This window comes from Micromonospora sp. R311 (assembly GCF_056780015.1).
Genome location: NZ_JBSWCE010000030.1, coordinates 47196 through 60464, shown reverse-complemented (window position 1 = coordinate 60464; position 13269 = coordinate 47196). Strand labels below are relative to the sequence as shown.

Here is a 13269-nt window from a genome sequence, read left to right as displayed (position 1 = left end):
CGGCTAGCGTGCCGGGCATGCCCGTCGCGGTCGTCACCGACTCCACCGCCTACCTGCCCCCCGAGCTGCTGTCCGCCCACCGGCCGACCGTGGTGCCGCTGACCGTGGTGCTCAACGGCGCGGAGGGCCTGGAAGGCATCGAGACGTTTCCGGCCGACGCGACCCGGGCGCTCGGTGGCCGGCGGGTGTCGGTGAGCACCTCCCGTCCCGCCCCGGAGCAGTTCGTCCGGACGTACCGCCGGCTGCTCGACGCCGGCGCGGACGGCGTCGTCTCGGTGCACATCTCCGCCGAGCTCTCCGGCACGGTGGAGGCGGCCCGGCTGGCGGCCGCGGAGTTCGGCGACCGGGTGGCCGTGGTGGACAGCCGATCCTGCGGCATGGGCCTGGGCTTCCCGGTCGTCGCGGCCGCCACGGCCGCCGACCGGGGCGCGGACCTGCCGGCCGTACGCGACGCCGCGCTGGCCACCGTCGGCCGCACCACCATCTGGTTCTACGTCGACACGCTGGAGTTCCTCCGCCGGGGCGGCCGGATCGGGGCCGCCGAGGCGCTGCTCGGCACCGCGCTGTCGGTCAAGCCGATCATGCACATGCCGGACGGCGCGATCGTGCTCAGGGACAAGGTGCGCACCGCGAGCCGGGGCGTGGCCCGGCTGGTCGACCTCGCCGTCGAGGTGGCCGGCGACGCCGAGGTGGACCTCGCCGTGCACCACCTCGCCGCCCCGCAGCGGGCGGAGTCGCTGCTGGCGGCGTTGCGCGAGCGGCTCGGCGACCGGCTGCACGACGCGTACGTCTCGGAGGCCGGCGCGGTGGTCGCCGCGCACGCCGGCCCGGGCCTGGCCTGCGTGGTGGTGCACCGCCGGCCGGCACCCGACGCCGGCTGAGCGGCGGCGGCCGGCGCGCGTGGTCGCGGGCGGCCGGTTCGGACGGTGAGTTTCGGGTCGACCTGGCAGGGTTGTGCCTGGCGCGGCGGCGCCGGGCGGACCGGGCCGGCTCGGGTCGTGGGTGCCTGGACGATCGGGCGTCCAGGTCGACCTGGACCACGTCGGCGCGACGGGTGTCGGGGACGTCCTGGCAGGCTCGGCCTTGGCCCCGGCCCTGGCTCCGGCCCCGTCCGGGCCGGGCCGGGCGGGTCGACGTCGAGTGCCCTGTCGAGCTGCCCGCATGGACGGGGCGGCGGGGTCCGCCCGTCCGGTCGGCGCGGCGGCCTGGACCGCGGCGCGATCCCGGTGGTCTGATCTTGCGTCATATCGACCATTTCCGTCGTCGGCGGGGGAGAGGAGCGGCGATGTCCTTCGTGGTGACCGGCGGTGGCCGGGGAGTGGGCCGGGCCGTCGCGGAGCGGCTGGCCGCCACCGGCGACAGCGTGGTGGTGATCGAGCACGACCGCGACGCGCTCGCCTGGCTGGGCCGGGTGGCGACCCAGGACCGGCTGGTCGCCGTGACCGGTGACGCCGGCGACGAGGAGGTCGTCACGCGCGCCGCCGACCTGGCCGAACGCGCCGGGCCGCTGACCGGGTGGGTCAACAACGCGGCGGTGTTCCGGGACGCCTCGGTGCACTCCGCGCCCGCGGCCGAGGTGTTCGACCTGATCGGGCTCAACCTGCGGCCGGCGGTGGTCGGCGCGACCACCGCGGTCCGCCGGTTCCTCGCCGCCGGCACCGCCGGCGCGATCGTCAACGTCTCCTCCCACCAGGCCCGCCGTCCGGTGCGCGGTTGCCTGCCGTACGCGACCGCCAAGGCGGCCGTCGAGGGGCTGACCCGGGCGCTGGCCGTCGAGTACGGGCCACGGGGAATCCGGACCAACGCGGTCGCGCTCGGCTCGATCGCCACCGAGCGGCACGCCGCCTTCCTGGCCGAGCGGGAGCCGGCCGAGGCGGAGTGGATCGACGCGGAGCTGACCCGGCTGCACCCGGTCGGGCGGATCGGCCGGGTCGAGGAGGTGGCGGAGGCGGTCGCGTACCTGCTGTCGCCGGCGGCGGGCTTCGTGAACGGGGTGACCCTGCCGGTCGACGGCGGGCGTTCGGTGCTCGGCCTCGACCCAGAGGCGTGCTGAGGGATCAGTCCTGGCCGCTAGCGATTCCGCTCGGCCACCCACAAGCCGCGACCCTGCAGACCGACCACGAGACCACGGTCTTGCAGGATGATGATCGCTCGCTGCACGGTCGTCACGCTGACCTGGTAGAGGTCCGCAAGCTCCTTGTAGGTCGGCAGTCGGTCGCCGGGTGCGTACTCGCCGCTCTTGATCCGAGCGGTGAGGTCTTCGGCGACTTCCCGGTAGCCGCCCGTCGGTATGGGCATGTCGAGGTTCCTTCGTTCGGCACCTCCATCGGACCACGCCGGTTACCCACCTTCAAGACCAACATTGCCTTAGGTACTAAAGGTCTCTAAGCTGCCGAAGTGTGGCGAGGTCCTTCGTTCGGCAAACGCGGGTGCGCCACGCAACCACCCTGGGGAGCACGACGCACGGACTCTGCCCCCAGGGTGGCCCAATCGAGATCACCCGGGGAAGGTGCTGCGCATGACCGCCCACAGGCGACATGAGCCGAAACGCTCGATGTGGCGTCCATGGCGGGTCCGGTGTTCGTGTGGATGGCCGTACTTCTCGTCGTGCCCGAACCTGCACCCGATATCGGTTACCCGGACGCCCCGGAACGAGCGGACACCGGGCGTCTACTACTCGGCCTCCGCGGCTGGGCGCTTCCAGCGGTTCGGGGGCAGCCGTGTCGATGGATGAACCGGTGACGCTGGCCGAGCTGGTCTGGGCCGCCAACCGGACGATGGACATGCACTGGACCCGCTCGCCGAACCCCTGGCAGCCCGCGGGCTGCTGGCAGTGCACGGAGGACGGGTGCCCGCAGCTCGAATGGGCCCAGACCGTCCTGGCCGACGTGCGTGACCAGCTGCTCGGATGACCTGCCGAGGCACTGCCGCAGCACGCCTCGCCCGATCGGGCTAGCACATCTCCGCATGATCAGGGCGTTGTCCACAGAGGCGATACCTGTCCACAGCCGGGCGCGCACGGGCGTTCGGAGCCGGCCGGGGCTGCCTAACCTCGCGCCGTGTCCAACGACGAGGAGACGGTGGTCCGGCAGCGCCTGCGGCGCCTGCTGCCCGGCGTGGTGCCGGCCGGCGACGCGGAGCTGCCGGTTCCTCCCGGGCCGCCGGCCGCTGCCACCCCGGCCCCCGGGACCGGTCCGCCGCCGACTGCCACCACCGTTGTCGCCTCCGAGCCGGCCACGGTCGGCCTGGACGGCGGTGACCTTCCGCCTACCCGGCTGCCCGGCCCGGGCGTGTTCGACCCCGGGCGGCGGGGCGTGCGGGTGCTGGCCGTCGTCGCCGTGCTGGTGGTGCTCGGCGCCGGCCTCTGGGCCTGGCGGTCCCGCCCGCGGGCCGAGCCGGTCGCGCCGGTGGCGACCGCCCCGCCGGCTGGGCCGCTCAGCACGTCATTCGCCGATCCGGCGGCGTCGCCGCCGGGCGAGCTGGTGGTGGCCGTGGCGGGCAAGGTACGCCGGCCGGGGCTGGTGCGGGTGCCGGCCGGCGCCCGGGTGGCCGATGTTGTCCAGGCGGCCGGCGGGGCGCTGCCCGGTGTGGACGTGGCGCTGCTCAACCCGGCCCGCAAGGTCACCGACGGCGAGCTGATCCTGGTCGGCGTACCGACACCGGCGAACGTGCCGGGCGCGGCCGGGGCGCCGGCCGGCGGTCCTGGCGCGGCCCCCGGCGCGGGTGGCCGGGTCAATCTCAACACCGCGACGCTGGCGCAGCTCGACGCCCTGCCGGGAGTCGGCCCGGTGCTCGCCCAGCGGATCCTCGACCATCGCGAACAGCACGGCGGTTTCCGGTCCGTCGGCGACCTGCGCCAGGTGGACGGCATCGGCGACGCCCGGTACGAGCAGCTCAAGGACCTGGTGACGGTGTGAGCGCCCGACAGCCGCCCGCTCGCGCCACCGGGGCCGGGCGATCCGGCACACCCGCCGTCGCACCCCGCTCGGCCCGGGCGGCGGGTCCGCCCCGGACGGAGGGGCCGGACCTGCGGCTGGCCGGGCTGGCGGTGGCCGCCTGGCTCGCCGCGCTGGCCGGGCTGCACCTCGCCGCCGCGACCACGCTCCTGGTCGCCGCCGTGGCGGCCGGGCTGGCCGCGCTCGGTGCCCTGCGCCTGCTCGGCATCCTCGGTCGGCCGTCCGCCCCGGCCCAGCGGTACGGCTGGATCGCCGTCGCCGTCCTGCTCGGCGTGGTGTGCGGTGCCAGTGCCACCGCCGCCCGGCTGGCCGTCCGGGACGCCGGGCCGGTCCGCGCCCTGGTCGAGGAGCGGGCCCGGGTCAGCGCGGAGCTGGTCGTCCGCGACGATCCCCGGCCGATCCGTGGCGGTGCCGGCCGCCCGGCGATGCTGCTGGTGGCGGCCGAGCTGGTCCAGCTCACCGGCCCGGACGGGCGACGGGTGGCCGCCCCGGTACGGGTGCTCGTCCTGGCCGGCGACCCGGGATGGCGGGGGTTGCTGCCCGGACAGCGGCTGACCGCCGAGGGGCGGCTGGCCGCGCCGCGCGGTGGGGACCTCACCGCCGCGGTGCTCGCCGCGACCGGACCGCCGGCGCGGCACGGGCCGGCGCCGTCGTCCCAGCGGGCCGCCGGCCAGCTCCGGGCCGGCCTGCAACGGGCCTGCGAGCCGCTGCCGGACGAGCAGGGCGGCCTGCTGCCCGGCCTGGTGGTCGGGGACACCAGTCGGCTGCCCGCCACCGTGGAGGAGGACTTCCTGGCCACCGGCATGACCCACCTGAACGCGGTCTCCGGCTCCAACGTGGCCATCGTCGTCGGAGCGGTGCTGCTGCTCGCCCGCTGGGCGCGGGCCGGGCCGTGGCTGGCCGCGGGGCTGTGCGCCGTGGCGCTGGTGGGCTTCGTCATCCTGGTCCGCCCGTCGCCGAGCGTGGTGCGGGCGGCCACCATGGGCGCGATCGGGCTGGTCGCGCTGGCCGCCGGCCGGCCCCGGGCCGCGCTGCCGGCCCTGGCCGCCGCGGTGACGGCGCTGGTGCTGCTCGACCCGGAGCTGGCCGGCGACGCCGGCTTCGCGCTCTCCGTGCTGGCCACCGGGGGCCTGCTGCTGCTCGCCCCGCGGTGGCGCGACGGGCTGCGCCGCCGCGGGGTGCCGCCGGGGCTGGCCGAGGCGCTGGCGGTGCCGGCCGCCGCGCAGCTCGCCTGCGCCCCGGTGGTCGCCGGGATCTCCGGCACGGTGAGCCTGGTCGCGGTGCCGGCCAACCTGCTGGCGGTCCCGGCGATCGCCCCGGCCACCGTGCTCGGCGTCCTCGCGGCGGCGGTGTCGCCGGTCTGGCCGGCCGGGGCCGAGTTCGCCGCCTGGCTGGCCAGCTGGCCGGCCTGGTGGCTGGTCACCGTCGCCCGGTACGGGGCGCAACTGCCCGCCGGCACGGTGCCCTGGCCCGGCGGTGTGCCGGGGGCGCTGTTGCTGGCGGGCCTGACCGGGGCGCTGCTGGTGGCGACCCGCCGGCCGCCGGTGCGCCGGCTGGTGGCGGTGGTCGGCGTCGCGGTCGTGCTCGGCGCGCTGCCGGTCCGGCTGGTGGCGGACGGCTGGCCGCCGGCGGGCTGGGTGGTGGCCGCCTGCGCCGTCGGTCAGGGGGACGCGGTCGTGCTGCCGGTGAGCGCCGGGCGGGCGGTGGTGGTCGACGCCGGCCCGGAGCCGGCGGCGGTCGACGCCTGCCTGCGCCGGCTGGGCGTCCGGGAGGTGCCGCTGCTGGTGATCAGCCACTTCCACGTCGACCACGTCGGCGGTGTCGCCGGGGTGTTCCGGGGGCGGCGGGTCGACGCCGTGCTCGCTCCGCGGTGGCCCGAGCCGGTGACCGGTCGGGAGCTGGTGCGCGTCGAGGCGGTGACCCGGGCCGCCGAGCTGTTGACCGCCCCGCCCGGCTGGCGCCACCGGCTGGGCGCGGTCGAGTTGGCCGCCCTCGGTCCGCCCCACCCCCTGCGCGGCACCCGGTCCGACCCGAACAACAACTCGCTGGTGCTGCGGGCCGTGGTCTCCGGCGTGCGGATCCTGCTCACCGGCGACGCGGAGGTCGAGCAGCAGCGGGCGCTGCTGGCGGGCGTACCGGCGGGTGAACTGCGGGCGGAGGTGCTGAAGGTGGCCCACCACGGCTCGGCCTACCAGGATCCGGACTTCCTGGCCGCGGTCCGTCCCGCCGTCGCGCTGGTGTGCGTGGGCGTCGACAACGACTACGGGCACCCGAACCCGGGGCTGCTGGACCGGCTGGCCCGGGGCGGAGCGCGGGTGCTGCGCACCGACACCGACGGCGACGTGGCGGCGGTGGTCGGGCGGTCCGGCCTGGCGGTGGTGACCCGGGGCGTCGATCCCGGCCGGCAGCGCTGACGGATCGACGCCGATTCTAACGATTAACGATGAACCAACGTAAATGTCTGGATTTGCGCTGAGTGCGGGCTCCGTGAGCGGAGTACCGATGACCAGGCTGGATCCGGTCGCACGCCGTGCGAATATGGGCGGCGTGACCGCCGCCAACCTCGCTCCCATTCTGCTCGTCCTCGGCGACGAAGAGCTGCTCGCCACGCGCGCGGTGACCGAAACCGTCGCCCGGGCCCGCAGTGTGGACCCGGACGTGGACGTTCGGGAGTACCAGGCGGGTGCGCTCACCGTCGGCGAGATCGCCGAGATGCTCAGCCCCTCGCTCTTCGGCGGCCGGCGGGTGCTGGTGCTCCGGTCCGGTCAGGACGCCCGCAAGGACCTGGTCGCCGCCCTGCTGGCGTACGCGAAGAACCCCGACCCGGACGTCCAGCTGGTCGTGCTGCACCTCGGCGCCGCCAAGGGCAGGGCGTTCGCCGACGGGCTCAAGGCGGCGGGCGCGACGGTCGTGCCGGCGGCCAAGCTCAAGGGGCACCGCGACCGGGTGGCGTTCGTACGTGACGAGATCCGCCGGGCCGGCGGCAAGTGCACCGAGGACGCCGCCGAGGCGCTCATCGCTGCGGTCGGCAACGACCTGCGCGAGCTGGCGGCGGCCTGCTCCCAGCTGATGGCCGACACCGACGGCCGGATCGGTGCCGACACGGTGGCGCGCTACTACCGGGGGCGGGTCGAGGTGACCGGCTTCACGGTGGCCGACGCCACCATGGTCGGCGACGTCCCGGCCGCGCTGGAGGCGTTGCGCTGGGCCCTGCACGTCGGGGTGGACCCGGTGCCGATCGCCGACGCGATCGCCGACGGCGTCCGCACCGTGGCCCGGGTCGCGTCCGCCGGCCGGGGCAGCCCCTACCAGCTGGCCAGCAGCCTCGGCATGCCGGCGTGGAAGATCGAGCGGGCCCAGCGGCAGGGTCGCGGCTGGACGCCCGAGGGCCTGGTCCGGGCGATGCAGGCCGCCGCCGAGTGCAACGCCGCCGTCAAGGGCGGCGCGGACGACCGGGCATACGCCCTGGAGCGGGCCGTCTTCTCGGTCGCGGCCGCCCGGCAGGGTGGCGCCCGGTGAGCGGAGCGGGCCACGGCTCGTGGGCGACGATCCCGGCCGACGAGGAGCGGTACCGGCCGCTCTACGCCCGGATCCTCGGCCTGCGCTTCGTCAATCCCGGCGGGGTGCTCTGCTTCCTCTTCTTCGAGGGCGTCGTCGCGCTGGCCGCGCTGCTCGCCCTCGCCGAGCTGGTGACCTGGTGGGCGGTGCTGGTCCTGCCGGCCGCGGTGGCGGTGATGGTGAAGCTCAACGACATGGTGGCGGCGCTGGTCGTCCGGTCCGCGGCGGCGGTGCCCGAGCAGGAGCGGGAGCGGTTCCGGCGGCAGATGGAGCCGGTGGTCGGCCGGGCGCAGGTCGAATGGATCACGCACAGCGTGCCCGGCGTGGTCATCACGTCCGAGCCGGTGCGCACGACGCCTGCTCAGCCCGCCCGGAACGGGTCGGGTGGCTCCGCCCGGTCGGGTGGCGCCGAGTCGGCCCCGGGGGCGCCGGGCGGAAGCGGGCCGGCGGGCGGTCGCGGGTCGGAGCACCCGGCGCCGGGCCGACCCGGGATCGGCCCCGACTCGTCCACCGGCCGCCCGACTCCGCCGACCTGACGCCGCTGGCCGCAGCCGTCACCGGACGCCGGTTGCGGTAGGTGTCAACCGGGCGCACTCGACAGAGCCGCCACCTGGGCGCCGGTGTGGAGGTGGGCGCGGGTGCACGCGCACGCCGTCGACGGCGTGGACCTGCCGGGTGCCGAGCCCAGGGGACACACAGACGGAAGCCCCGGGCAGCGCCCGGGGCTTCCGGTCAGGTCTGGGTCCGCCGGATCAGGCGGAGAGCGACACCACGCGCTTGGCGATCGCGGACTTGCGGTTCGCGGCCTGGTTGGAGTGGATCACGCCCTTGCTGGCCGCCTTGTCCAGCTTGCGCGTAGCGTCGCGCATCAGGACGGTGGCCTTCTCCACGTCGCCGGCCTCGGCGGCCTCGTGGAACTTCCGGATGGCGGTCTTCAGCGACGACTTGACCGACTTGTTACGCAGCCGGCGCTTCTCGTTCTGCCGGTTGCGCTTGATCTGGGACTTGATGTTCGCCACGCGACAGCCTCGTCTTGATAGCTCGGGTTGGTCTGCTTCCGCGCGCGACGAGCATGCGTCATCGCTGCGCGAAGAGCCAGGTTACCAGGTCGCCCGGGACGAGCCAAAACGGCCGGGTCCGCGGTGCCCGGACGGGGCGCCGGGCGGCCGGCCCCAGCGCGTCTCCGCCACCACCCCGGCCGGGCTCGGCTCTGCCGGACACCGCGGAGACCGCCGGGTCACGCCCAGCCCCGCCGGCGGGCGAGCCAGTCGAGCGCCTGCTCGCCGCTCCACCGCTGGTGCGCCCGCAGGTGCGCCGAGGCGGTCGGCGGCGCCGACCCGGCGGTGGTGAGGAAGTAGCCGGCCAGCGCGGCCAGGGTGACGTCCAGCACGTCCGCGGGAGCGCCGGCGGCGCCCGGGTGCCCGGCGAAGAGGCCGTCGGCGTCCAGCCCGCTGGCGTACGCGGTGATCAGCAGGCCGGCCAGGTCGAACCAGGCCGGCCCGTGGCAGAGCCAGGTCCAGTCGCAGAACCAGGCCCGGCCGTCGGCGTCGACGAGCACGTTGTCCAGCCGCAGGTCGCCGTGGATCAGCCCGGTGCCGGCGGCGGCGTAGCGGGGGAGGCGGGACTCCAGGGCGACCAGCTCGGGCAGCCGGTCCCGGACCGGGGCGGGCAGCGGTGGTGCCGGCTCGCGCCCGGCGGCCACCTCGCCCCACCAGAGGATGTCCTCCCGGGCCAGGTCGGCGAGCCGGGGCAGCCCCAGGGCGACCAGTTCGGGCGGCGGGTCGGCCAGGGCGGCGGCGAGCCGGGCGTACCCGGCGAGGGTGGCGGCCAGCTCGGCCGGGTCCCAGGGCAACCGGGGCGTACGGCCGGCAATCGCCTCCTGGCCGACGGCGAACCAGCCGGCCGCGCGCAGGGTCCAGCGGGGGCGGGGCACCGGCAGGCCGGCGGGCAGCCGGTCGAGGATCGCCGCCTCCCGCGCGTACCAGTCGACCAGCTGCGGTTGCCCGGCGGCGGGCGCGGCCTTGACGAAGGCCCGGCCGCCGTCGGCGGTGCCGAGCACGGCGGCGAAGCCGCGGGTGAAGCCGGCGCCGGCGACCTCCACCGCGACCACCGGCGCGCCGAGCCGGTCGGCGAGCGCCGTCCGCAGCCCGGCGGGCAGGTCGGCCCAGCCCGGCCGCAGCGCCGTCGCGTGGTACGGCACCGGTGGCAGCGACGGCGGGGGCACGCCTCCATGCTGCCGCGTGTCGTACCGCCCCGCGATACTGCGCCGGTGATCGCCACCGACGACTTCTGGGCGCTGATCGAGGCGTCCGCCACCGCCACCGCCGACCCGGACGCCCGGCTGGCCTGGCTCACCGACCGCCTGGCCGAGCGGCCCACCGACGACGTGGTCGATTTCGCGCTCCGGCTCGACGAGGCCCGCGCCCGGGTGGACACCTGGTCGATGTGGGGCGCCGCGCTGCACATCTGCGGCGGGCTCTGCTCCGACGACGGCTTCCACTACTTCCAGGCCTGGCTGGTCGGGCTGGGGCGGGAGGCGTTCGAGCGGGTGGTCGCCGACCCGGACGCGCTCGCCGACGTGCCGCAGGTGCGCCGGCTCGCCGGCCGGCCCAACCGTGACTGGGCCGACGACGAGTGGCCCGACTGGGAGGCGCTCGACTACGTCGCCGAGCGGGCGTACGCGCGGATCACCGGCGACGAGGACGGGCTGGAGGGGGCACTGGCGGCCCGGGGGAGGGACGTGAGCATGTCCCCCGACCCGCAGGACCCGGAATGGGAGCTGGCGGACCCCGAGGAGCTCACCCGGCGCTTCCCGCGGCTGGTCGAGCTGTTCCCGCTGCCCGACCGGCGGCCCTGGTCGGTCTGGGAGACTGCCAGGCCATGAGGACCGACGACTTCTGGCAGTTGATCGACCAGGCCCGGGCCGGCGGCGGAGGCGAGCCGGGAGCGGTCGCCGCCCGGGCCGTGGCGCTGCTCGCCGAGCACGAGCCGGCCGACATCGTCGGCTATGCCCGCCATCAGCAGCGGGTGCTCGCCGCGTCCTACCGGGTGGACCTCTGGGGCGCGGCCTACCTGATCAACGGGGGCGCCTCGGACGACGGCTTCGAGTACTTCCGGGGCTGGTTGATGACGCAGGGGCGGGCGGTCTTCGCCCGGGCCGTCGCCGACGCCGACTCGCTGGCCGAGCTGCCGCAGGTGCGGGCCGCCTCGCTCAGCGGCGAGGAGTTCGAGTGCGAGGAGATGCTCACGGTGCCCTGGGACGCCTACCGGAAGGCGACCGCGACCGACCTGCCGGCCGACCGCGACCCGGTCCCGGTGCCCGACCTCAACGACTTCTGGGACTTCGACGACGAGGAGGAGGCCCGCCGCCGGCTGCCGAAGCTCGCCGCGCTCTTCGTCGAACCGCCCGCCGAGTGACGCCGGCGCGGCTGACGGCACCAGGTCGGCGCCGGGGATCGCCCGCGCAGCGGGAGCACGGCGGCGACGTGGGAGCATAGAGGGGGCCGGCGTCGCGCCGGCCTGCTCAACGTCAGCCGACCAGAACGGACAGCTGTGCCACCGACGCTCGATTCCGGCGCGAACGCTCCTGGTGCCACCGACCCGGCGCGCATCAGGAACTTCTGCATCATCGCTCACATCGACCACGGGAAGTCGACCCTGGCCGACCGGATGTTGCAGCTCACCGGCGTGGTCGACCCCCGGCAGATGCGTGCCCAGTACCTCGACCGGATGGACATCGAGCGCGAGCGCGGCATCACCATCAAGAGCCAGGCCGTTCGGATGCCGTGGACCATCCGGGAGGGCGAGCGGGCCGGCGAGCAGGCCGTGCTCAACATGATCGACACCCCGGGCCACGTCGACTTCACCTACGAGGTGTCCCGCTCGCTGGCCGCCTGCGAGGGCGCCATCCTGCTGGTCGACGCCGCGCAGGGCATCGAGGCGCAGACCCTGGCCAACCTCTACCTGGCGCTCGAGAACGACCTGCACGTCATCCCGGTGCTCAACAAGATCGACCTGCCGGCCGCCCAGCCGGAGAAGTACGCCGAGGAACTGGCCCACCTGATCGGCGGCGACCCGGCCGACTGCATCAAGGTCTCCGGCAAGACCGGCGAGGGTGTGCCGTACCTGCTCGACGAGATCGTCCGGCAGTTCCAGCCGCCGGTCGGCGACGCCGCGGCGCCCGCCCGGGCGATGATCTTCGACTCGGTCTACGACGTCTACCGGGGCGTGGTCACCTACGTCCGGGTGATCGACGGGCACATCAGCGCCCGGGACCGGATCAAGATGATGTCCACCGGCGCGGTGCACGAGCTGCTGGAGATCGGGGTCATCTCGCCGGAGATGGTCAAGGCCGACGCCCTCGGCGTCGGCGAGGTGGGCTACCTGATCACCGGCGTGAAGGACGTCCGCCAGTCCCGGGTCGGTGACACGGTCACCATCAACTCCCGCCCGGCCACCGAGGCGCTCGGCGGCTACAAGGACCCGAAGCCGATGGTCTACTCGGGCCTCTACCCGATCGACGGCTCGGACTACCCGAACCTGCGCGACGCGCTCGACAAGCTCAAGCTCAACGACGCCGCGCTCACCTACGAGCCGGAGACCTCCGGGGCGCTCGGCTTCGGCTTCCGCTGCGGCTTCCTCGGCCTGCTGCACCTGGAGATCATCCGGGAGCGGCTGGAGCGGGAGTTCAACCTCGACCTCATCTCCACCGCGCCGAACGTGGTCTACCGCGCCCTCCAGGAGGACGGCGAGGAGGTGGTGGTGACCAACCCGAGCGAGTACCCGACCGGCAAGATCGCCGAGGTGTACGAGCCGACGGTGCGGGCCACCGTGCTCACCCCCAACGACTACGTCGGCGCGGTGATGGAGCTCTGCCAGGGCCGCCGGGGCAACCTGCTCGGCATGGACTACCTCTCCGCCGACCGGGTGGAACTGCGCTACACCCTGCCCCTGGCCGAGATCATCTTCGACTTCTTCGACCAGTTGAAGAGCCGCACCAAGGGCTATGCCTCGCTGGACTACGAGCCCTCCGGCGAGCAGTCGTCCGACCTGGTGAAGGTCGACATCCTGCTGCACGGCGAGCCGGTCGACGCGTTCAGCGCGATCGTGCACAAGGACAAGGCCTACACCTACGGGACCAGCATCGCGGCCAAGCTGCGCAACCTGATCCCGCGCCAGCAGTTCGAGGTGCCGATCCAGGCCGCGATCGGCAGCCGGGTGATCGCCCGGGAGACGATCCGGGCGATCCGCAAGGACGTGCTCGCCAAGTGCTACGGCGGTGACATCAGCCGTAAGCGCAAGCTGCTGGAGAAGCAGAAGGAAGGCAAGAAGCGGATGAAGATGGTGGGCCGGGTGGAGGTCCCCCAGGAGGCCTTCATCGCCGCGCTCTCCTCCGACTCCGGTGACGGCAAGGCCCCCGGCAAGAAGTGAGCCACCGCCGGTCGACCGGCGGCTGACGTACGACGGCCGGCGCCCCGGCCGGGCAGGGACCACGCGGTCCGGCCCGACCCGGGGCGCCGGCCGTTGTCGTGTCGGGTCGCCGGCGTGGCCGGCGCCCGCCGTCCGGCGAAGGACGCTTGCCGGTCCGGCGGGGCGGTCGAAGGTATTTTCCGGCGCCCGGCATCGGCCGGAATCACCGTGCCGGAGCCGCTGTGACCTGCGCCGACGGCCTCCGGCGCGAATTCGACCCAGCGCCGGGCATCGGCCGCGGACGAGGTCGGCGGGGACTGCGTCGGTTTGGCGAATCGACCGGTCG

13 protein-coding genes are annotated in these 13269 nt (G+C 75.1%); 10 read left to right on the top strand and 3 right to left on the bottom strand.

Annotation, left to right across the window (positions count from 1 at the left end):
• Positions 1-17: 17 nt before the first annotated feature.
• Together AC1WTP_RS24365 and AC1WTP_RS24360 are read left to right on the top strand one after the other, a co-directional pair.
• Complete coding sequence (locus AC1WTP_RS24365; protein WP_481651584.1) at positions 18-881, top strand: DegV family protein; 864 nt, start codon at positions 18-20, stop codon at positions 879-881.
• A 404-nt stretch (positions 882-1285) separates the two neighbouring features.
• Positions 1286-2053: an SDR family NAD(P)-dependent oxidoreductase gene (locus AC1WTP_RS24360; RefSeq protein WP_481651583.1), complete on the top strand. Its 768-nt coding sequence runs from the start codon at positions 1286-1288 to the stop codon at positions 2051-2053.
• Between the two features lie 17 nt (positions 2054-2070).
• On the opposite strand, the gene AC1WTP_RS24355 is transcribed toward AC1WTP_RS24360, so the two are convergent.
• Positions 2071-2298, bottom strand: a complete 228-nt coding sequence (locus tag AC1WTP_RS24355) for a GntR family transcriptional regulator (RefSeq protein ID WP_481651582.1) — start codon at positions 2296-2298, stop codon at positions 2071-2073.
• A 428-nt stretch (positions 2299-2726) separates the two neighbouring features.
• Here AC1WTP_RS24355 and AC1WTP_RS24350 point away from each other — a divergent pair, with 428 nt between their 5' ends.
• The 5 genes from AC1WTP_RS24350 to AC1WTP_RS24330 all read left to right on the top strand — a co-directional run bounded on the left by AC1WTP_RS24350 (position 2727) and on the right by AC1WTP_RS24330 (position 8050).
• A complete protein-coding gene (locus tag AC1WTP_RS24350) occupies positions 2727-2912 on the top strand; it encodes a hypothetical protein (protein WP_481651581.1) in 186 nt (61 codons plus the stop codon).
• Between the two features lie 147 nt (positions 2913-3059).
• Positions 3060-3917, top strand: coding sequence for a ComEA family DNA-binding protein (locus tag AC1WTP_RS24345; RefSeq protein WP_481651580.1), 858 nt, complete (start codon positions 3060-3062; stop codon positions 3915-3917).
• Between the two features lie 110 nt (positions 3918-4027).
• On the top strand, positions 4028-6370 hold the full coding sequence (locus AC1WTP_RS24340) for a ComEC/Rec2 family competence protein (RefSeq protein ID WP_481651622.1): 2343 nt from the start codon (positions 4028-4030) through the stop codon (positions 6368-6370).
• 124 nt (positions 6371-6494) lie between these two features.
• Positions 6495-7475, top strand: coding sequence for a DNA polymerase III subunit delta (holA, locus tag AC1WTP_RS24335; RefSeq protein ID WP_481651621.1), 981 nt, complete (start codon positions 6495-6497; stop codon positions 7473-7475).
• Positions 7472-8050 (top strand): hypothetical protein, encoded by a 579-nt coding sequence (locus AC1WTP_RS24330; RefSeq protein WP_481651579.1) that lies wholly within the window; start codon positions 7472-7474, stop codon positions 8048-8050. Before holA ends, AC1WTP_RS24330 begins: the two co-directional genes overlap by 4 nt.
• Before the next feature lie 216 nt (positions 8051-8266).
• Here AC1WTP_RS24330 and rpsT read toward each other — a convergent pair whose 3' ends face one another.
• Positions 8267-8533, bottom strand: a complete 267-nt coding sequence (gene rpsT, locus AC1WTP_RS24325) for a 30S ribosomal protein S20 (RefSeq protein ID WP_481651578.1) — start codon at positions 8531-8533, stop codon at positions 8267-8269.
• Between the two features lie 218 nt (positions 8534-8751).
• Positions 8752-9738 carry a phosphotransferase family protein gene (locus AC1WTP_RS24320; RefSeq protein WP_481651577.1) on the bottom strand — a complete coding sequence of 329 codons (987 nt, stop codon included), beginning with the start codon at positions 9736-9738 and terminating at the stop codon, positions 8752-8754.
• Between the two features lie 45 nt (positions 9739-9783).
• Here AC1WTP_RS24320 and AC1WTP_RS24315 point away from each other — a divergent pair, with 45 nt between their 5' ends.
• The 3 genes from AC1WTP_RS24315 to lepA all read left to right on the top strand — a co-directional run bounded on the left by AC1WTP_RS24315 (position 9784) and on the right by lepA (position 12944).
• Positions 9784-10398 (top strand): DUF4240 domain-containing protein, encoded by a 615-nt coding sequence (locus AC1WTP_RS24315; protein WP_481651576.1) that lies wholly within the window; start codon positions 9784-9786, stop codon positions 10396-10398.
• Positions 10395-10931 carry a DUF4240 domain-containing protein gene (locus tag AC1WTP_RS24310; protein WP_481651575.1) on the top strand — a complete coding sequence of 179 codons (537 nt, stop codon included), beginning with the start codon at positions 10395-10397 and terminating at the stop codon, positions 10929-10931. Before AC1WTP_RS24315 ends, AC1WTP_RS24310 begins: the two co-directional genes overlap by 4 nt.
• A 135-nt stretch (positions 10932-11066) precedes the next feature.
• Entirely contained in the window at positions 11067-12944 is a 1878-nt protein-coding gene (gene lepA / locus AC1WTP_RS24305; protein WP_481651574.1) for a translation elongation factor 4, read from the top strand.
• The last annotated feature ends 325 nt before the right edge of the window (positions 12945-13269 follow it).

Excerpts from the sequence above, each read along its gene's own strand:
- AC1WTP_RS24355 (WP_481651582.1), bottom strand. The coding sequence starts at position 2,298 with ATGCCCATACCGACGGGCGGCTACCGGGAAGTCGCCGAAGACCTCACC.
- AC1WTP_RS24360 (WP_481651583.1), top strand. The coding sequence starts at position 1,286 with ATGTCCTTCGTGGTGACCGGCGGTGGCCGGGGAGTGGGCCGGGCCGTC.
- AC1WTP_RS24365 (WP_481651584.1), top strand. The coding sequence starts at position 18 with ATGCCCGTCGCGGTCGTCACCGACTCCACCGCCTACCTGCCCCCCGAG.
- AC1WTP_RS24310 (WP_481651575.1), top strand. The coding sequence starts at position 10,395 with ATGAGGACCGACGACTTCTGGCAGTTGATCGACCAGGCCCGGGCCGGC.
- AC1WTP_RS24350 (WP_481651581.1), top strand. The coding sequence starts at position 2,727 with ATGGATGAACCGGTGACGCTGGCCGAGCTGGTCTGGGCCGCCAACCGG.
- holA (WP_481651621.1), top strand. The coding sequence starts at position 6,495 with ATGGGCGGCGTGACCGCCGCCAACCTCGCTCCCATTCTGCTCGTCCTC.